This window comes from Bacillus sp. BPN334 (assembly GCF_008368885.1).
Lineage (GTDB): Bacteria > Bacillota > Bacilli > Bacillales > Bacillaceae_G > Bacillus_A > Bacillus_A wiedmannii.
In genome coordinates, this window is record NZ_QOZW01000018.1 from 15,006 (window position 1) to 36,411 (window position 21,406).

The window sequence follows — 21,406 nt, forward strand, 5'->3', positions numbered from 1 at the left end:
AGTTGACAATGATAATGAAAATCATTATCATTTATTCGAGATATGATTACATTTAGATTTATATATTTCGGAGGAGATGTAAAGTTGAAAAAAAATAAAAGAAAACATATAAATGCGATGTTAGTGGCGGCAGCTTTAGCGCTACCGTTTGCTGCGTATTCAACACCTGCTTTAGCAGCGGTAGCAATTGAGGCTAATAAAAAGGGATATGCTTTAGAAGATGGTACATATGATGCTGTTATGAAAGCATATAAAGATAAAACGAATGAGGAGTCTATGGCAACTGTTTATATAAAGAATCCTAAATTAACGATTGAGAATGGAAAGAAAATTGTAACGGCAACGTTAAGTGATAGTGATTTCTTCAAATACTTGAAAACAGAAGATATTCATACTCCTGGTGTGTTTCATGATGTAAAAGTAATATCAGAAGATAAAAAGAAAAATGGAACGAAAGTGATTCAGTTTGAAGTAGGAGAATTAGGAAAAAGATATAATATGCAAATGCATATTTATATTCCGACAATGGCCTATGATAATAAATATCAAGTGCAGTTTGAAGTAAATGCTTTAAATTTAGAAAATAACGTTCCAGAAAAGCAAAAAGAAAATAAAGAGGATAAAGTGGATCAACAAGATGAAAATGCAAATGTAATAGTTGATAAGAAATTACAACAGCATATTAATAAATATAATTTAGAGAGAAAAAATATAAATGAACCTATAACGAAGGAAGATTTATTACAAATTAAAATATTATCCATATACTCAGGTGAGGGGATAAATGAAATAGCTGGTTTAGAATATATGACAAACTTAGAGAAGTTGACATTAAGAGAGTCAAATGTAACAGACATATCTGTTATCTCGGGATTGAGACATTTGAAATATTTAGATTTATCCTCTAATCCAATTGAAAGTATTCAACCCGTTTCTAAGCTAGAGAATCTTGACATGCTCTTTTTAAGAGATAACAAAATTGCAGATCTTACACCGTTAAGTCAAATGAAAAAGATTAAAATATTAGATTTAATTGGTAATAATATAAAGGATCTTACACCATTATTTACAGTGTTATCGTTAGAAGAAGTATACTTAGCAAATAATCAAATTAGTAATCTTTCGGGTATTGAGAAGTTAAAGAATGTGAAACTACTATGGATAGGAAATAATAAAATTAGTGATGTTGAGCCTATTAGTAAAATGAGTAATCTTATTGAACTAGAAATTGCTGATAGTGAAATAAAAGATATATCATCATTATCTAAATTAGTAAAAATACAAGTATTGAATTTAGAAGAGAATTATATCTCTGATATATCGCCACTGAGTAATTTAACAAATTTACATGAGGTAAATCTTGGAGCGAATGAAATTTCTGACATAAAGTCTGTTGAGGAATTGGGTAAGCGAACTTCAATAGATATTCAAAGACAAAAAATCTTTTTAGATGAAGCAAGCGTAGATGAAGAAATAAAAATTCCAGTATACAATTTTAAAGGAGAGCCACTTCAAAATATTAAATTGAAAAATGAAGGGGCTACGCTGAGTAACGGATTTATAAAATGGAATAGTCCTGGAGAAAAAATATATGAATTTAAACTAGATACGAATCCTGCTGAAAGTAAAATAAGGTTTAATGGGATGGTCGTACAGAATATAGTTGAAAAACAAAAAGAAAGTGAAAGTTTGATTCTTGATAAAACTTTACAACAACATATTAATAAAGAGAATTTAGGTAGAGAGAATTTAAACACTCCTATCACAAAAGAAGATTTATTACAGATTAAAAAATTAGAGATACTTAAAGAAAAAGAAAAAGGAAAAGAGATAAAAGATATAACCGGTTTAGAGTACATGACGAACTTAGAAAACCTCACTTTAGAAGGAGTAGGCCTGAAAAATATTGAGTTCATCTCAAACTTGAAACAATTGAACGATGTAAATGTATCTCATAATCAAATTGAAGATGTAACACCGTTATCTTCATTGAAAAATTTACAATGGTTAAATCTTACAGATAATCGTATTAAAGATGTAACGGTTCTTGGCTCAATGTTAGACTTACTTAGTTTAAAATTAGCTGAAAATGAGATTCGTGATGTAAGGCCGTTAATACAATTAGGTCAGTGGGGAACAATTGATGTTAGAAGGCAAAAGGTCATTTTGGATGCTGCAGAAATAAATAAAGAAGTGACAATTCCTGTATATAATTTAGAAGGAGAGCCAATTGAAAAGATTACACTAAAGAGTGAAGGTGGAACGCTTACTGATGAGGGAATCATTTGGAATACTTTAGGAGAAAAAATATATGAATTTGATTTAGATGCAGATCATTATGAGACTGGCATATTATATAGTGGCATTGTCATGCAGAATATAGTAGAAAAATTAATACCGAAAGAAGAAGTAAAAGAACCAACGAAAGAAGTTGAAGAAGCGAAAGAAGAAGTAAAAGAACCAACGAAAGAAGTTGAAGAAGCGAAAGAAGAAGTAAAAGAACCAACAAAAGAAGTTGAAGAAACAAAAGAAGAAGTGAAAGAACCGGTAAAAGAAGTTGAAGAAACAAAAGAAGAAGTTGAAGAAACAAAAGAAGAAGTGAAAGAGCCGGTAAAAGAAGTTGAAGAAACAAAAGAAGAAGTAAAAGAGCCAACGAAAGAAGTTGAAGAAGTAAAAGAATCAGCAACAGGATTGGATCAAGAGCCAAAAGAGAATAATCAAGTTGTTGAAAAAGAGGGAAGAAAAGCAGACACATTAAATAAACAACATACTAATAAGTCAGAGGAAGGCAAGAAATCTTTACCATCAACAGGCGGTGAAGCTAGCACATCGACTTTACTTTCTGGAATAACACTTGTTCTTTCCACCCTAAGTATGTTCGTATTTAGAAAGAGATTATTTAAGAAATAAATAACGTTTAATCTTATTATTAGATATAACTAATTTTTGCTTTTTCGAGAGGACATTATCATGGCAGTTTCATTAGAAACATGCATATGATGATGTCTTTTTTTATGAGAGAAGGATATTGCTGGGCATTTCTAAGTGTATTAGAAATGGAAGAAAGCAGATTATTGGCGGGAGATAAAGGTTGATTTGTTCACGATATATACAAATTGTAGGAAGAAATAATATGAAATATTGCATTTTATATTGTTGTATCTAGATTTTATGTTAAATTCTTCAAGGGAATATATAAATAGGGGGCAATGATATGAACAAGAAATCAAAGATTAATAAAGTGATGCTTAGTATTAGTACAATGGCGCTATCATTAGGAGCAATTCAAACGAATGTATCAGCAGAAGAAAAGGTACCATATAATGTATTGCATTCGAAACCAGTTGGAATAGAAAAACCAGTAGATGAGATTGGACATGTTTCTAAAGCAGAGGAAACATTATCGTTTCAAGAACGTTTAAAAGTAGGAGACTTTTCACAGCGACCAGCGTCTAGTATGAAGAGCTCAGAAGTAAAGCAAATGAAAGAAAGCTATTCAATGGCTGATTTAAACAAAATGAATAATCAAGAATTAGTTGAAACGATAGGAAGTATTAAATGGAATCAAATTACAGACTTATTCCAGTTCAATGAAGATGCAAAGGCCTTTTATAAAGACAAAGGGAAAATGCAAGCAGTTATAGATGAATTAGCTCATAGAGGTAGTACATTTACGAAAGATGATTCAAAAGGAATTCAAACGTTTACGGAAGTGTTACGTTCAGCTTTTTACCTCGCATTTTACAATAATGAATTAAGCGATTTAAATGAGAGAAGCTTCCAGGATAAATGTTTACCTGCTTTAAAAGCAATTGCAACCAATCCAAACTTTAAGCTTGGTACATATGAGCAAGATGCAGTCGTATCTGCATACGGTAAATTAATTAGTAATGCTTCAAGTGATGTGGAAACGGTTCAATACGCATCGAATATTTTAAAACAATACAATGATAATCTTCATACTTATGCAGACGATCGTATGAAAGGACAAGCTGTATACGATATGATGCAAGGTATTGATTATGATATGCAATCTTATTTATTTGAAACTCGTAAAGAGGCAAAAGATACAATGTGGTACGGGAAAATAGATGGATTTATTAGTGAAATAAATCGTATTGCTCTTTTAAATGAAGTAACACCAGAAAATAAGTGGCTCGTTAATAATGGAATTTATTTTGCTAGTCGTTTAGGGAAGTTTCATAGTAATCCAAATAAAGGTTTAGAGGTTGTTACACAAGCAATGCATATGTATCCGCGTTTAAGTGAGCCGTATTTTGTTGCAGTAGAACAAATTACAACAAATTATAACGGAAAAGATTATAGCGGTAATACGGTAGATTTAGAGACGATACGTAAAGAAGGAAAAGAACAGTACTTACCAAAAACGTATACATTCGACGATGGATCTATCGTATTTAAAACAGGAGATAAAGTATCAGAAGAAAAAATTAAGAGACTATACTGGGCTGCAAAGGAAGTAAAAGCACAGTATCATCGTGTAATTGGGAATGACAAAGCATTAGAGCCAGGTAATGCAGACGACGTATTAACGATAGTAATCTATAATACTCCAGACGAATATCAGTTAAACAGACAACTGTATGGATATGAAACAAACAACGGTGGCATTTATATAGAAGAAACAGGTACATTCTTTACATATGAGCGTACGCCAGAACAAAGTATTTATAGTTTAGAAGAGTTATTCCGTCATGAGTTTACTCATTATCTTCAAGGTAGATTTGAAGTGCCAGGTTTATTTGGAAGAGGAGATATGTATCAAAATGAGAGATTAACTTGGTTCCAAGAAGGAAATGCAGAATTTTTCGCAGGATCTACTCGTACAAATAATGTAGTACCGAGAAAGAGCATCATTAGTGGATTATCATCTGATCCTGCAAGCCGTTATACAGCAGAGCGCACATTATTTGCTAAATATGGTTCTTGGGATTTCTATAATTACTCGTTCGCATTGCAATCTTATTTATATACACATCAATTTGAAACATTTGATAAAATTCAAGATTTAATTCGTGCAAATGACGTGAAAAATTATGATGCCTATCGTGAGAATTTAAGTAAAGATTCTAAACTAAATAAAGAGTATCAAGAGTATATGCAACAGCTAATTGATAATCAAGATAAATATAATGTACCGGAAGTAGCAGATGATTATTTAGCTGAACATGCACCAAAATCGTTAACAGCAGTAGAGAAAGAAATTAGTGATACGTTGCCGATGAAAGAGGCAAAAATGACAAAACATAGCTCCCAATTCTTTAATACATTTACATTAGAAGGCACATTTACAGGTAGTGTAACAAAAGGTGAATCAGAAGACTGGAACGAAATGAGTAAACGAGTAAATGAAGCACTAGAACAACTGGCGCAAAAAGAATGGAGTGGCTACAAAACTGTTACAGCATACTTCGTCAATTATCGTGTGAATAGTTCAAATGAATTTGAATATGATGTAGTCTTCCACGGTATCGCAAAAGATGATGGAGAAAATAAAGCTCCAACGGTTAATATAAATGGACCTTATAATGGGCTTGTAAAAGAAGGAATTCAATTTAAAAGTGATGGCTCAAATGATGAAGATGGAAAAATTGTTTCTTATTTATGGGAATTTGGAGATGGCAGCACAAGTGCAGAAGTTAATCCAATACATGCATATGAAAGAGAAGGAATTTATAAAGTAGCGTTAAGAGTAAAAGATGATAAAGGTAAAGAGAGCAGAAACGAAACCACTGTTACGATTAAAGATGGAAGTTTAACAGAATTAGAACCAAATAATCGTCCAGAGGAAGCGAATCGTATTGGGCTAAACACTACTATAAAAGGTAGCCTTATCGGCGGAGATCACACCGATGTTTATACATTTAATGTAGCATCAACGAAAAATATCGATATTTCCGTTTTAAATGAGTATGGAATTGGGATGACATGGGTGCTTCACCATGAATCAGATATGCAAAATTATGCCGCTTACGGTCAAGCTAATGGAAATCATATAGAGGCAAAATTTAATGCAAAACCAGGTAAGTATTATTTGTATGTATATAAATATGATAATGGCGATGGAACGTACTCATTATCACTAAAATAAACGCTTTTCCAATGTATGTTTAACTTTACTTTTTGTGGAAAATAGTATATTATATAGATATATAATATATCGGTTATTTACTAGGAGGAGCCTGTCACAATAGGTTTCTCCTGTTCTTTTTTAGGGGCCTGTCTTACAGGCTTTTCTTTAAAGGGTAAATAACTGAAAATTAAGAACTATAATCTTTGAAAGAGGTGGGGCATACACATAACAAAAAAGGGATTGTTTAAGAAAGGGGGATAAGAAATGGCTTTGTTTGGTTATCCACTTGAAACAATTTATTTATACGGATTTATTATTGCTACTATACTTACTGTTATTTATATCTTTTTTGGAGATATATTTGAATCCATATTTAGTTTTGGAGGCGGATCGGTATCCGTTGTTACTTTATTACTTAGTTTTTTCGCCATGTTATGTGGACTTAGTTATATAGGAGAATATTTATTTTCCTTTAATAGCATTCTTATTTTTGGGGCTGCATTTGCTATATCCTTTATTGGTGTCTTCATAATGAAAATATTAATTTTAAAGCCGATTGCAGAAGCAGAACAAAACACTGTGCAGCGTATGGATGAATTCATTGGTTGTAAGGGAGAGGTCATTACGACTATTCCTACAGAAGGGTTTGGTGAAGTATTAATTTCCTCCCAATTTGGAAACAATGCAATCCTAGCTAAAACAGTTGGAAAGAAAGATATTTCACAAGGAACGGAAGTTATTATCGAGGGAGTCCAAGATGGTGTTTTACTTGTACAGAACATCGCTTATTCTTTAAAGAAACCAAAATTATAAGGGGGAATTTACATGACGATTCCATTAATTATCGGTGGAGTATTACTCGCAATTTTAATTCTACTCATTTTAGTATTCATTACAAAGTATCGAACAGTTGGACCAGATGAAGCATTAATTGTTACTGGAAACTGGCTTGGTGGCGGGAAAAATGTAGTTACCACTGATGATGGAAAGAAGATTAAGATTATTCGTGGTGGCGGTACTTTCGTAGTTCCGATTATGCAAAGAGCAGAGCCTTTAAGTCTATTAAACTACAAATTAGAAGTGGGAACACGTGATACGTATACGAAACAAGGTGTACCGATTACAGTAAATGGTGTTTCTATTATTAAAGTAGGATCTACTATTGAAGAAGTTTCTACAGCAGCTGAACAATATTTAGGAAAAGAAACAGAAGAGTTGAAAATAGAAGCAAAAGAAGTTTTAGAAGGTCATCTACGTGCTATTTTATCTTCTATGACAGTAGAAGATGCCTATAGTAATAGAGAGCAATTCGCTCAAAAGGTACATGAAGTAGCTTCTACAGATTTAAAGAAGATGGGACTTCGCATCGTTTCCTTTACAATTAAAGAAATCATGGATAAGAACGGTTACTTAGATGCACTTGGTCAGCCACAAATTGCGATGGTTAAGCGTGATGCAACAGTTGCAAATGCAGAGCGTGAAAAAGAGGCACGAATTGAAAAAGCTCGTGCTGAGAAAGAAGCGAAAGAAGCTGAGTATCAACGTGATGCACAAATCGCTGAAGCTGAAAAACATAAAGAGTTAAAAGTACAATCTTATAAGAGAGACCAAGAACAAGCTCGCGCAGATGCAGATCTTTCCTATGAATTACAACAAGCAAAAGCGCAACAAGGTGTTACAGAAGAGCAAATGCGCGTTAAAATCATTGAGCGTGAAAAGCAAATTGAATTAGAAGAAAAAGAGATTGCGCGTCGTGAAAAGCAATATGATGCAGAAGTAAAGAAAAAGGCAGATGCAGATCGCTATGCTGTTGAACAATCAGCAGAAGCGGAAAAAGTAAAACAAATGAAAAAAGCAGATGCAGATCAATATAAAATTGAAGCGGAAGCAAGAGCACGTGCAGAAGAAGTTCGTGTAGAAGGTTTAGCGAAGGCGGAAATCGAAAAAGCGCAAGGTCAAGCAAAAGCAGAAGTACAAAAAGCACAAGGTACAGCGGAAGCAGATGTTATCAGATTAAAAGGTTTAGCAGAAGCGGAAGCGAAACAAAAAATTGCAGAGGCATTTGAGTTATATGGTCAAGCGGCAATTATGGATATGGTTCTTAACATGCTTCCAAGTTATGCGAAGGAAATTGCAAGCCCGCTTAGCAACATTGATAAAATTACAGTTGTCGATACAGGCGGTGGTGGTAAAAATAGCGGCGCCGGAAAAGTTGCAGGTTATGCGACTGATTTAATGGCAACGATGCAAGAAACATTAAAAGCTTCTTCTGGCATTGATTTAAAAGAGTTATTAGAAGGATTTGCTGGAAAAGGAGCAGTACAACAATTATCAAACGATAAACCTGTTGTATCTGTAGTAGAAGATGCGAAAAAAGAAGTAGAAAAAGATAAAGAATAGTAAAGCGGGAGGAACCTCTAGTAAGTGAGATACTAGAGGTTCTTCAGTGAATTATAATATTTCGAATAATATACATTTTTATATATTGTTTTAATTATTTAATTTATATAGAATGAAAAAGGTATGTATCAACTCTTCAATAGAGAAAGAGATAGAGAGTCGCATTGATACATTTGAATCGTATGATTTATATAAAGAAATTAAATGTAAAACAATTACATTTAAAACGGTATGGAGGGGTAGAAATATGTTTCAAGGGAAATTAAGGAGTAGTAGTTTAAAAGCAAAGTTACTTGTATCATTTGTTATGATTTTAATTCTTCCAAGTATTGTAATTGGTTGGACGTCTTATCAGCAGGCCAAGACGAATTTTAATGAAACGATTGTAAACTCGGCGAAAGATAATATAAAAATTTTGGATAATGTAATTAACAAGGAATTAGATAGTAAAAAAGTAGATGCAACTTATTTTACGAAATTATTCACACACTCAAGTTACCAAGCAGACCAAATTCAAAACATCCAAAATAAACTAGAAGAATACAACAAATTACATCCAGAAATGGAAGCAATCTATACAGGATCTAGTAATGGACAGTTTATTCAATCACCAGCTATTCAGATGCCAGACGGATATAATCCTACAGAAAGAGATTGGTATAAAGAGGCAGTGAAGAAAAGCGGAGAGGTAATTGTAACTGCTCCATATAAGTCACAAACGACAGGGAATATTGTTATTACACTAGCGAAACAAAATGAGGATAAAAGTGGCGTTCTTGGGATTGACTTAATAATTAATGATATTGTTACTACTTCCAAGATGGTTAATATCGGTAAGGAAGGGTATGTAGCAATATTTGATCAAGATAAAAATGTAGTAGCACACCCGAAAATGAAGCCGGGAGAGAAATTAGAAGAGAAACTTAGTAAGGAATTTTATAAACAGGAATCTGGTGATTTTCATTATTCATTAGAGGGTGAAGACCGTAATATTACTTTTAAAACGAATAAGAAAACTGGATGGAAAATAGCAGGAATTATGCCTTCAAAAGAAATTATTGAAGCAGCTGAACCTATTTTCTATAAAACGATAACTGTTATTGGTATTTCATTAATAATTGGCGGGATTTTAATTTACTTCATAATTGCTTCTATTATTAATCCGTTAAAACAACTTGTTATATCATCGAAAAAGATTAGTGAAGGCGATTTAACAGAATCTATTGCAGTTCATTCTAAAGATGAAATTGGACAGCTAGGAGAAAGCTTTAACGAGATGGCAGCATCATTACAGAATGTCATTTCCAATATAAATACTTCAGCAGGTCATGTAGCGGCATCTTCAGAAGAATTAACAGCTAGTATGAAGCAGACGAGTGAAGCGACGGAACAAATTACACAAGCGATAGAGCAAGTGTCGAGTGGAGCGGAAATACAAACGAAAGAAGTCGAAGAAGGCGCGACATTATTAGAAGAAGTTACAGAAGGAATTCAACGTGTGGCAGACAGTTCTTCATTAGTATCCACAGCATCTATGTATACGAAGAAAAAGGCTGAAGATGGTGGGAAGTTAGTTGAACAAACGGTGAATCAAATGCAATTAATCCATGAGTCTGTTTCACAATCAGATAAAGTGATTGTGTTGTTAGATGATAAATCGAAGCAAATTGGAGCAATCCTTGAGGTAATTCAACATATTGCAGAGCAGACAAATTTATTAGCATTAAATGCTGCAATTGAGGCTGCGAGAGCTGGAGAACAAGGAAGAGGATTTGCAATTGTAGCAGATGAAGTGCGAAAGTTAGCAGAACAATCAGGACAGTCTTCTACGGAAATTGGAAAATTAGTAAAAGAGATACAATTTGACATAAAAGAAACAGTAAGCTCTATGAAGCAAGTTGGAACAGAAGTACAATCAGGACTTGTAGTTGCAAATGAAACGAAGCAAAGCTTTACTGAAATATTGAAGTCTACAGATGATACAGTTGTACAAATTGATAGTATGGTAGAAGTAGCGAAACAAATGACAGTAGATGCAAAACAAGTTAGTGCATCTATTAATGAAATTGCAGCTACGATTGAAGAAAATGCAGCAAGCGTTCAAAATATTGCTGGTTCTTCAGAGGAACAATTAGCTTCAGTAGATGAAATCAATGCAGCAGCAGTTCATTTATCGCAAATGGCAGAAGAATTACAAGAGATGATTGGGAAATTTAAAGTGTAATAAAAAATGTTAAGAAACGAGGTAGTAATTGTATCTCGTTTCTTTTTTTTGTGAAGATAAAAATAAAGAAATATAGAGTAACCGTGTTATGATTAGGTGTAATTATAAAAGACTGTAAATTCGTTAAATTCTATCTTTAATTATGTTAGGGGAATGGTTTTGAAATTTAAAAAGTTAAAACTGCAACCGAGAATTACAATAACAATTAGTACACTTATTCTAGTCGTACTTCTATTAACAAGTTATTTATTTTATTACATATTGTCTGAAACGGTAGAAGAGCAAATTGGGAAACGGGCTTTGCATGTTGCGAAAACAGTTGCCGCTATACCTGAAATCCAGGAAGCTTTTCAAAAAGAAAACCCAGCTTCTATTATTCAGCCAATTGCAGAAAAAATTCGAATTGATACAGATGCTGACTTTATTGTAGTTGGAAATAAAGAGGGGATTCGGTATGCGCATCCTGAGCGAGATAAAATAGGAGAAGCAATGGTTGGTGGAGATAATAAAGGCGTTCTATTAGAAGGGAAGTCTTATGTTTCGAAAGCAACTGGATCATTAGGCCCTTCATTACGTGGCAAAGTTCCAATCCGTAATCAGGAAAATGAAATTATTGGCGTGGTGTCTGTTGGATTTTCAATGAATGATATTCATGGAGCGGTAGAAGTATATGGAAAGCGTGTATTTTGGATTACAGTAATAGGTCTTTTAATCGGGATAATTGGTTCTATATATTTAGCCGGAAGTATAAAAAGAATGATGTTTGGGATGGAGCCAGAAGAAATTTCATCTTTATATGAAGAGCATAGTACAGTGATTCAATCTGTACGTGAAGGGATTATTGTCATTGATCACAATGGCATGATTAGTTTAGTCAATCAAGCGGCTTATGATATTCTTTCGTTAGATGAACAGCGTAATATTATTGGAGAATTTATTTTAAATGTAATTCCTAATTCAACGATACTAGATGTACTTCAAACTGGTGAAGAACAGTTTGATCGTCAATTAAATATAAAAGGGCAGGCTGTTATTGCGAACCGTCTACCTATTAAAGTAAAGAATAAAGTAACTGGCGTTGTATCGAGTTTACGTTTGAAATCTGAAATGGATCAGTTAACGGCAGAGTTATCTCAGACGAAGCAATATACAGAGGCATTACGAGCGCAAACGCATGAATATAATAATTTGTTGTATACGCTTTCAGGTCTTATCCAGTTAGAATCATATGAAGATGCTTTAGAGCTTATTCATAAGGAAACAGCGGTATATCAAGATTTTGTTCAATTTATTATGAAGCGAATTCAAAATCCATGGTTAGGTGGAATTTTAATTGGATTCTATAATAGAGCACGAGAGTTAAAGATTGATTTTATGCTAGATCGAGAAAGTAGCTTAGATAAATTAAGCCTGCACATTGAGAGTAATTACGTCGTTTCTATTTTAGGAAATTTAATTACAAATGCATTTGAAGCAATTGAAAGAAATGAAGAGAATGATAAGAAGGTAAGGATGTTTGTAACTGATATTGGAGAAGAGATAGTAATTGAAGTGGAAGATTCAGGACAAGGGATTCATGATGAAGTCATTACTAGCATATTTTATAAAGGCTTCTCGACGAAAGAAGGCGGGAAACGAGGATATGGATTAGCAAAAGTGAAAGAGTTAGTAGAAGAGTTAAATGGAAGTATTGCAATCGAAAAAGGGGATTTAGGTGGTGCATTATTTATTATTGCATTACCAAAAGAGAGAGGCGAATTGTAATGGGTGAGGAGATTGAAGTATTGATTGTAGAAGATGATATTCGAATTGCGGACATTCATCGTCGTTTTACTGAAAAGATTGAGGGATTTAAAGTAATTGGAACAGCAACGACTGGAGAACAAGCGAAAGAATGGCTAGAGCTTGTGAAGCCACAGCTCGTTTTATTAGACGTGTACTTACCTGATATGCAAGGAACGGAACTTGTCACATATATTAGGCATAATTTGCATGATACAGATATTATTATGATTACAGCTGCATCGGAAACAGATGTAGTGAGGCACGCTCTACGAGGCGGAGTAACAGATTATATCGTAAAGCCACTTATGTTTGATCGATTTAGGGCGAGTTTGGAAAGTTACCAAAAAAAGATTTTGCAGTTAAAGAAAACTAATCAATTATCTATAGAGCAAATTGAACATTTATGGTCTCAAAGAGGCGTAAAGGGAAATGAAATAGAATATGCCCCGAAAGGGATAGATCCTTTAACTTTAGCAAAAATAAAAAAGCATATGTTAACAGTTGATGAAGAAGGTATTACGGCAGAAGTGTTAAGCTCAATGGTTGGGGTAAGCCGATCAACAGCGAGGCGCTATTTAGAGTATTTAATATCTGGAAAGAAAGTTCATGCGGAGCTTATATATGGGAGTGTAGGGAGACCAGAAAGAAGGTATTTTCTTGTTTCTTCATAACAAAAAAACAGTAGAGAATTACATTTCTTCTACTGTTTTTTCACGTCTTATATTGGAATAATTCCGATTACAATTCCCGTAATTAACATCACCATTGTCGTTCCAACAGCCCAAAGTAACGTAAAGCGTTGATGTTCACCAAAATCAACTTTGGCCATTCCGACTAATAAATAAGTGGAAGCGACAAGAGGACTTAATAAGTGAACAGGTTGCCCGAGTAATGAAGCGCGTCCCATTTCAGCTGCACTAATTCCGTAAGCAGCGGCAGCTTTCGTTAAAATAGGTAGTACCCCGAAGTAAAATGCATCATTGGACATGAAAAATGTGAACGGCATACTAAGAAGAGCTGTAATAATCGGTAGTTGTGGTCCAAGAGCGTCAGGTATAAGAGTAACTACACTTTGAGCCATTGCATCTACCATTTTTGTTCCTGATAAAATACCAGTGAAAATTCCAGCGGCGAATACGAGAGAAACAACCGCTAATACGTTTCCAGCGTGAGAAGCAATACGTTCTTTCTGTTGTTCTAAGTTCGGATAGTTAAGCATAACAGCAATGGCGAAAGCGATTGTAAATAAAACAGGTAACGGCATAACTTCTAGTATGAGACAGACAAGTAAGGTAACAGTTAATAAAAAGTTAATCCATAGAAGTTTAGGGCGTTTATGAACGGCAGCTTCTACTGTGGCAGCTTGCTCATCCATCGTTTGCATTTGTTTTAAATATTGTACATCCATAATTCCTAATCGTTTTCTTTCTTTTTTGCCAAGATAGTAAGCAACGAAAACGACCCAAATTGCACCAGCGATCATCCCTGGTATAAGTGGTGTAAAGAGCTCTGATGCGTCTAGTCCAAGAGCACTCATAACCCGAGCTGTCGGTCCGCCCCAAGGTGTAAGATTTGTCACTCCTGCTCCTAACATAACAACCCCAGCTAATATAAGTGGATTCATTCCAAGGCGTTTATATAGTGGGTACATTGCGGAAACAGTAATCATATACGTTGTTGTTCCATCCCCATCTAATGAAACGATAATCGTAAGAATCGCTGTACCAACAACTATTTTTAAAGGATCTCCTTTTACAAATTTCAAAATCCTACTAATGACGGGATCGAATAAACCGCTATCAATCATAATTCCAAAATACAAAATAGCAAACATAAGCATAATACCAGTAGGTGCTAGTTTTTGAATTCCTTCTAACATCATAGGTCCCATATCTGCATAAAAACCGCCGATTAATGCGAAAGTAATTGGAATTAATATTAATGCTACTAGTGCTGACATACGTTTCGTCATAATTAAAAACATAAAGACACATACCATCGCAAATCCAAGTAGTGCTAACATGTAATCTCCCCCTCAAAAATGATTGCGCTTTCAAAATGTAATGAAAATTCAGAAAAAGTGTTTTTTATTTATCATAAAAGTATTCATTCAAATGGTAAATAATTTGAAAAATAACATCATTAGAAGCATAATTTTTATTTTGGTCATTTTGTTCACGGTAGTTAATTTGAATTTTTAAAAAGTAAGCTGCTCTCCGTAAGAATGGTAGAATAAGATGAAAATATTGAAGTGTGAAATAGGGAGTAGATTTTATATGAAAACGAGAATTGAAAAGATTTATAGTTCTTATGAAGGAAAAGTAGAAGAGATTTTTGTTAATGAATCTTCTTACGTATATGAGTGGGAAAATTTAATGATGATTCGAAAAAATAACGGTGAGCTTGAAAAAGTTGCGGTCGGTATTAGTGGAAATATAAGATTAGTAAATGTAGTTGCTGGGCAGCAAATTAATACAGATACATTATTAGTTAAGTTAGAAGATGATTTATTAATTACAGGTTGTGAATGATGAGAGATGTGTAGAAATGGCTACACATCTTTTTTGGTCTTTATATTACAAAAAGTACATTATTTTTTCACAAATCTCACACAACTTTTTGATATGCTCCTTGTGGAAGATACGGTTAGGGAGGAAGTAAAATGAGAACAAAGTATGTGACACTTGCTATATGCTTATTCTTTGTCTTTACAATAGTAGGATGTGGTAAGAAACAAGTAGAGGCTGTAGCAATTGATGAGAAACATGATAAGTGTGATATTTGCCAAATTGGGGTAATGGATAATCAATTTGCAACAGAAGTCATTTTAGAAAATGGAAAAGCGTTAAAGTTTGATGATATCGGTTGTATGTATAAATGGATGGAGATTAATCCAGGAGAAAAGACGAAAGAAAAATTTGTTCGAGATTATGATTCGAAAGAGTGGATTTCATTAGAAGATGCGACTTACGTATATGATAAAACAATAACGACACCGATGGCTTATAATGTCATTTCATTTGAAAATAAAAAGGATGCAGAGAGTTTTGTGTCTAACTATAAAGGGAAAGTTCTTTCATATAAAGAGCTAGCAGAGCATAAATGGGAAATGAATAAAGAGATGATGGGGAACCCGAAAAAGGGAAATCACGGTGGTCATCATTAATACTAAAAAAAGACAACTACATAAGTTGTCTTTTTTTAGTATTACTCAGGTGCAAATATAGAAAAGGTGTAAAATTTTTAGAAGAACGGTTACAATGGAATATAGTAACCTAAAGCAATTATTTATGTACTTTTTAGAAATGTATACAAATGCGGTAAAATCGTGCTAAACTAATTGCTTCATAATGTTAATGATGAGGCCATCAGGCACATCATTCCAATAGGTTGAGAAACATAGTATAGGTTTTAAGATAATCCGATTAAAGAAGGAATATAAAGGGCTTATGGATAAATGTACTCAAGAAGAGTTATTGTATGTGATGGAGGAATGGTTAAGAAAACATTATCTTTCATAGGAGCTGTAGTTGTGAGAAAACAAAAAATTTTATTATGTATGTTATTAGGACTTTTAATGACGGTAGTGGCTTGCGATAAGCAAGAGGAGCCAGAATCGAAACCGGTTCATGTGAAAAACGAAAAGAAAAAAGAAAAGCATAAAGAACAGGAAGAACCTAAAGAAGAAAAAAGTATAAATTTAATGGACAAACAGTTGCTACTTTCTGCGACTCTTGGTGACACGGAAACAGCTATGAAGTTGATTCAAGATGGAGCTAATATAAACGTAGAAGGTGACAACGGAGAAACTCCTATCCTTGCAGCAACGTATCAAAATCATGTAGAGACAGTTAAAGCATTAATTGGTGCAGGTGCTAATATTGAAAGTAAAGATGAGAAACAAAGTAATCCATTTCTTTATGCAAGTAGAGAAGGATATACAGACATTGTAAAGCTACTAATTAATGCAGGGGTTAATACGAAAGAAATTACTAAATCAGGTGGAACAGCACTCATTTCTGCATCTGAACGTGGCCATATAGAGGTTGTAAAAGAATTGTTAGAGCATACAGATATTGATGTGAATTATAGAAATGCTCGTGGTGGAACGGCTTTAGTAGAAGCAATCGTATTAGGAAACGGTAGTGAAAATCATAAGAAAGTAATTCAAATGCTTATTGACCACGGGGCAGATGTAAATATGGCCAATAAGGAAAATATTACGCCACTGCAATATGCTGAAAAAAGAGGTTTTAAAGATATTGCAAATATGTTGAGGTTAGCTGGAGCGAATGAAGTCGTACAGCCACAACCACAACCAGTGGAATAACAAGATAAAGAAATAAAAAGTACGAAATAATCTCATTTAGATAGACAGAATGAAGAAGTCATTTAGTATGATGGATTCAGTAATGTGTATTTGAATGGGATTTTTGTTTTGGGCATGAAAAATAGATTATGAATGGTATATGGAGTAACTAAGGAGGATATAAATGAGGCTTTCAGAACTTGATTTAATAGCAATTCAGGTAGAGGTTTTATTTGTTCATAATCAAGTAGGAAAAATGAAATATGTAAATGAACAAGGGAATCCGAAAGCACCACGCTTTTTTCTTGGCAGAACTCGTGAAGGGAGTATAACGAGATATCATTGTGATCTGGATGATGGAACGGTAGGTAAGATTGAGAAATTAATTCGAGAACCTTCAAATCATATAGAGATAGCAAAGATCATTGATGTATTAAATGAAGAAAGAACAGTGAAAAATATTTGGATGGGCCCTGCTTTCATGTTCTCTAATAATTTACATAAGCCAACTAGAACAATACAGATAACAGGGAAGAATAAAGAGCTTTTGCGAGAAAATTTTCCTAATCTAATAGAACAGATGGAATGGAGGCAACCTTACTTTGCAATTGTAAAAAATGAAAAGGTAGTTTCTATATGTTGCAGTGCTAGGAGTACGCCTGTAGCTGCTGAGGCGAGTGTGGAAACTTTAGCGGAGTTTCAAGGGAATGGATATGGTACTGATGTTGTTACAGCCTGGGCGATATCAATACAAGAAGAAAAACGCATTCCACTTTATAGTACTTCTTGGGATAATTATGCTTCACAAGCAGTTGCGAGAAAACTAAAATTGATTAACTATGGAATGAATTTGCATATCACTTAAATTTTAAAAGTAGTTGTTTGCTGTTGGGGTTCATTCGTATATTTAGATTATTGTTAAAAAAATATGGTGAATATTAACATTCGATTAACACCTAATTAACAATCTATCAAAACTGACTTAATAAATGAGTAATATAGTAAAGGTAACAGAATAACTAGGGTAGAGAACATTTGAGAACACCCGCTTACATATAACGTGCCACTTTCTTAGGTGTGCTCTATTTCCTAGAGTTCAAATAAGGAGAAAGGTGTTCTATGTAAGTAGGTGTTTTTAGTTTGGATAAAAATAGAAAAGCTAGGTGGAATAAATGTTCAAAGAACCTTATATTGCGATGATAAAATATCGGAAAGGGTACAAAACATACAAAAAATTACCGAAAACAGTTTTTCTTATGACTGGTTCAATGCTGGAGTTACCAGAGCGTGTATATGAATTACAGAAGCATGGACATGATGTATTTCTTCATTGTGATTTTATACAAGGTTTAAATACAAATACAGAGGAAGCTCTTTTGTATATTCAAGATGTTATCGGGGCGCAGGGTATTATTTCAACAAAAGGTTCGACAATTCGAAATGCTAATAAAATTGGATTAAAAACGATTCAACGCATTTTTATTGTTGATACTTTATCTCTTACAAAATCAATTGAGAATTGTAAAACGACTAAACCGAATGCGGTAGAGATTATGCCTGGGATTATGCCTTCCATTATTAAGCGGTTAGCAGAGGAAATAGAATTTCCTATTATTGCAGGCGGACTGATTCAAACACGAGAAGATGCGGAAATTGCTATTCGTGCAGGAGCAAGTGCAATTTCAACGAGTCATTATGAAGTATGGATACAAGAAGAAAAAAGGAGTGCAATCTTGTGATTGAATTGAAAAATGTTTCAAAGGTGTATAAAAATGCGGAAGAGACAGCGGTTAAAGGTGTATCGGTTCACATTAAAAAGGGCGAGTTTTTTGTTTTAGTTGGACCTTCAGGATGCGGGAAAAGTACACTATTACGAATGATTGCTGGCTTAGAAGAGATTTCTTCGGGGGATTTAATTATTAATGAACATGTTGCAAATGATTTAGAGCCGAAAGACCGTAATCTATCAATGGTATTTCAAAATTATGCGCTATATCCACACTTATCTGTAGAAGAAAACATTTTATTCGGACTTAAGGTAAGAAAAGTACAAAAAGAAGAGCGACAAAAGCGATTAATGGAAGCAATTGAAATGGTAGGACTGAAAGAGTATGTAAAAATGAAGCCAGGACAATTATCAGGGGGACAAAGACAGCGTGTTGCGCTTGCTAGGGCGATCGTGAGTCAAGCACCAATTTGTTTAATGGATGAACCACTTTCGAATTTAGATGCGAAATTACGTGCGCAAATGAGGATTGAAATTAGAGAAATTCAGCAACGGTTAGGAATTACAATGATTTACGTTACTCACGATCAAATAGAAGCGATGACTATGGGAGATCGTATCATGGTCTTAAATAAAGGGAGCATACAGCAAGTTGGAACACCGCTTGATATATATAACGAACCAGCGAATGAATTTGTTGCAAGCTTTATAGGGTCTCCTTCGATGAATATAAATGATGGAGAAATGGACAAAGAAAAAGGTGTATTACATATAGGGGAATTGCAAATTCCATTATCTAATGGACTGTTAAAGCAATTACCAGAAGGAACAATTCGAATAGGCATGCGTCCTGAACATATTGAACTGTCTGAGGAAGGGCAAGAATTCACGTTACAATCTGTAGAAGTATTAGGGAACGAATCTATATTAAATTTCGCGGTAAATGGAATAACTTGGAGTGCAAAAGTCATTGGACAGCTACTCCTGAACAAAGGTGACAAAGTAAAATTATTATTCTCGCAAGATAAGTTATGCTTCTTTCACCAAAATACGAATGAACGATTAAAAGTGGTAGCTGAAGAAGAGTTGAAAGTGGTGGCGAAATAATGATTGAGGTAGGCAAGTTACCAGCACAAGCAAAAGTGTCAAAAAAGAAGAGTTTATGGAGTAAAACGAAAGATTTAAGAATAGGATTATTATTTTTGGCGCCATCTATTTTACTATTTTCGATTTTTCTTTTTTATCCATTATTTAGGACGATTTACTATAGCTTTTATTTAACAGATATACACGGAGAAGCTAATCTTTTCGTTGGCTTAGAAAATTATCAATACTTATTTTCTGATCCTGCTTTCTACAAAAGCATAAAGTCAACTTTATTATTTGTTGTATATACAGTGCCTACGAGTATTATATTCGCTTTATTTCTTGCATTGATTGCAAATGGAAAAGTAAGAGGTATTGGGTTATTCCGTGTGTTATTTTCTTCCACTATGGGAATATCAGTAGCTGCTAGTGCGGTGATTTGGCTATTTTTATTTCATCCAAGTGTCGGGTTATTTAATAATATATTAGCCTCTATGAATCTACCTGCAATCGCATGGTTAACGAGTCCAGATTGGGCATTGTTCTCTGTATCGGTTACAACGGTTTGGGTGAATACAGGATTTGCATTTTTAGTTATATTAGGTGGTTTACAAAATATTGATACGTCTTTATATGAGAGTGCATCTATAGATGGCGCTAGCTATTTATATAAGCTTCGCCGTGTTACATTACCGATGCTATCACCAACTTTATTCTTTATCGTGACAGTAACGTTAATTAGTGCGTTCCAAAGCTTTGGACAAATTGATATTTTAACGCACGGTGGACCAAATGATGCAACAAATTTAATTGTGTACTCGATTTATAAAGAGGCGTTTGTGAATCATCAATTTGGAACAGCAAGTGCACAAGCGATGATATTATTTGTTTTCATTTTCATTACTACATTACTTCAATTTAAGTTTGCTGAGAGAAAGGTGCATTATAAATGATCGTTAAACAGTGGAAACAAAATTTCCTATTATATATGCTGCTCATTATTAGTGCAGTAATGGTGTTTTTTCCTGTACTGTATGCGTTTTTAATAAGCTTTATGACACCAGATGATATTCAAATGAGAAGGCTATTTCCGACCCAATTTACTTTTGATAATTTTATTAATATTTTTCAAAAAGTACCGCTTTTGACATACTTGTATAACAGTTTAGTTGTATCGACAGTCGTTATGATTGGACAACTTATCGTATCAAGCTTAGCGGCTTATGCTTTTGTCTTTCTACAGTTTAAAGGAAGAAACCTTATTTTCTTCCTGTTTATTTCAACGATGCTTATTCCGTGGGAAGCAACGATGGTACCGAACTTTTTAACGATTCAAAACTTCGGTTGGATCAATAGCTTTGCTGGGATGACAGTGCCGTTTTTTGCAACAGCTTTCGGTATTTTCTTGTTACGTCAACATTTTATGACGCTTCCGAATGAACTGAAAGAAGCAGCCTTTATTGAAGGGATTGGAAATGTAAGGTTTTTATTTAGCGTCGTAATTCCGTATTGTAAAACGAGTTTTATTACGCTTGGAGTATATAGTTTTTTAACAACATGGAATATGTACTTATGGCCACTCTTAGTGACCACTGATGAAAAAGTAAGAACAGTTCAAATTGGTGTAAAGCAGCTTCAGTCTCAAGAAGTTGCAACTGATTGGGGAAGCGTAATGGCCGGTGTTACGGTTATTGTCATTCCAACACTGATTTTACTATTTGTAGGGCAAAAGCAATTACAACAAGGATTAACAAAAGGTGCAATTAAATAACCAAGAGAAGG

General features: G+C 34.0%; 16 protein-coding genes and 1 pseudogene. 16 read left to right on the forward strand and 1 reads right to left on the reverse strand.

Annotation, left to right across the window (positions count from 1 at the left end; genetic code table 11):
• Window positions 1-84 precede the first annotated feature (84 nt).
• From DN393_RS24815 to DN393_RS24845, 8 genes and pseudogenes are all read left to right on the forward strand, one after another.
• A complete protein-coding gene (locus DN393_RS24815) occupies window positions 85-2,910 on the forward strand; it encodes a leucine-rich repeat domain-containing protein (protein ID WP_149174048.1) in 2,826 nt (941 codons plus the stop codon).
• Window positions 2,911-3,214: 304 nt separating this feature from the next.
• Window positions 3,215-6,112, forward strand: coding sequence for a collagenase ColA (colA, locus tag DN393_RS24820; protein ID WP_078183458.1), 2,898 nt, complete (start codon window positions 3,215-3,217; stop codon window positions 6,110-6,112).
• A 246-nt stretch (window positions 6,113-6,358) separates the two neighbouring features.
• Window positions 6,359-6,907, forward strand: a complete 549-nt coding sequence (locus DN393_RS24825) for an NfeD family protein (protein WP_001173143.1) — start codon at window positions 6,359-6,361, stop codon at window positions 6,905-6,907.
• A 12-nt stretch (window positions 6,908-6,919) separates the two neighbouring features.
• Window positions 6,920-8,494 carry a flotillin family protein gene (locus DN393_RS24830; protein ID WP_064477154.1) on the forward strand — a complete coding sequence of 525 codons (1,575 nt, stop codon included), beginning with the start codon at window positions 6,920-6,922 and terminating at the stop codon, window positions 8,492-8,494.
• Window positions 8,495-8,801: 307 nt separating this feature from the next.
• Window positions 8,802-9,776, forward strand: a pseudogene (locus DN393_RS32535) (HAMP domain-containing protein); the annotation flags it as partial.
• An 81-nt stretch (window positions 9,777-9,857) separates the two neighbouring features.
• A complete protein-coding gene (locus DN393_RS32540; protein WP_392388213.1) occupies window positions 9,858-10,718 on the forward strand; it encodes a methyl-accepting chemotaxis protein in 861 nt (286 codons plus the stop codon).
• A gap of 153 nt (window positions 10,719-10,871) precedes the next feature.
• A complete protein-coding gene (locus tag DN393_RS24840; RefSeq protein WP_472926290.1) occupies window positions 10,872-12,482 on the forward strand; it encodes an ATP-binding protein in 1,611 nt (536 codons plus the stop codon).
• A complete protein-coding gene (locus DN393_RS24845) occupies window positions 12,482-13,174 on the forward strand; it encodes a response regulator (RefSeq protein ID WP_048562839.1) in 693 nt (230 codons plus the stop codon). The genes DN393_RS24840 and DN393_RS24845 overlap by 1 nt, the downstream gene beginning before the upstream one ends.
• Window positions 13,175-13,221: 47 nt before the next feature.
• On the opposite strand, the gene DN393_RS24850 is transcribed toward DN393_RS24845, so the two are convergent.
• Window positions 13,222-14,526: a CitMHS family transporter gene (locus DN393_RS24850; RefSeq protein WP_064477151.1), complete on the reverse strand. Its 1,305-nt coding sequence runs from the start codon at window positions 14,524-14,526 to the stop codon at window positions 13,222-13,224.
• A gap of 253 nt (window positions 14,527-14,779) precedes the next feature.
• Between DN393_RS24850 and DN393_RS24855 the strand changes: the two genes are divergently transcribed.
• The 8 genes from DN393_RS24855 (at window position 14,780) to DN393_RS24890 (ending at window position 21,395) form a co-directional block, all read left to right on the forward strand.
• Window positions 14,780-15,034 (forward strand): hypothetical protein, encoded by a 255-nt coding sequence (locus DN393_RS24855; protein WP_064477150.1) that lies wholly within the window; start codon window positions 14,780-14,782, stop codon window positions 15,032-15,034.
• Between the two features lie 131 nt (window positions 15,035-15,165).
• Window positions 15,166-15,669: a nitrous oxide reductase accessory protein NosL gene (locus tag DN393_RS24860; protein ID WP_064477149.1), complete on the forward strand. Its 504-nt coding sequence runs from the start codon at window positions 15,166-15,168 to the stop codon at window positions 15,667-15,669.
• 291 nt (window positions 15,670-15,960) lie between these two features.
• Window positions 15,961-16,833, forward strand: coding sequence for an ankyrin repeat domain-containing protein (locus tag DN393_RS24865; RefSeq protein WP_000287346.1), 873 nt, complete (start codon window positions 15,961-15,963; stop codon window positions 16,831-16,833).
• Between the two features lie 163 nt (window positions 16,834-16,996).
• Window positions 16,997-17,677: a GNAT family N-acetyltransferase gene (locus DN393_RS24870; RefSeq protein ID WP_064477148.1), complete on the forward strand. Its 681-nt coding sequence runs from the start codon at window positions 16,997-16,999 to the stop codon at window positions 17,675-17,677.
• A gap of 307 nt (window positions 17,678-17,984) precedes the next feature.
• Entirely contained in the window at window positions 17,985-18,551 is a 567-nt protein-coding gene (locus DN393_RS24875; RefSeq protein ID WP_149174050.1) for a glycerol-3-phosphate responsive antiterminator, read from the forward strand.
• A complete protein-coding gene (locus tag DN393_RS24880) occupies window positions 18,548-19,645 on the forward strand; it encodes an ABC transporter ATP-binding protein (protein WP_064477146.1) in 1,098 nt (365 codons plus the stop codon). The genes DN393_RS24875 and DN393_RS24880 overlap by 4 nt, the downstream gene beginning before the upstream one ends.
• Window positions 19,645-20,577, forward strand: a complete 933-nt coding sequence (locus tag DN393_RS24885) for a carbohydrate ABC transporter permease (protein WP_064477145.1) — start codon at window positions 19,645-19,647, stop codon at window positions 20,575-20,577. Before DN393_RS24880 ends, DN393_RS24885 begins: the two co-directional genes overlap by 1 nt.
• On the forward strand, window positions 20,574-21,395 hold the full coding sequence (locus tag DN393_RS24890; RefSeq protein ID WP_064477144.1) for a carbohydrate ABC transporter permease: 822 nt from the start codon (window positions 20,574-20,576) through the stop codon (window positions 21,393-21,395). Before DN393_RS24885 ends, DN393_RS24890 begins: the two co-directional genes overlap by 4 nt.
• Window positions 21,396-21,406: the final 11 nt, after the last annotated feature.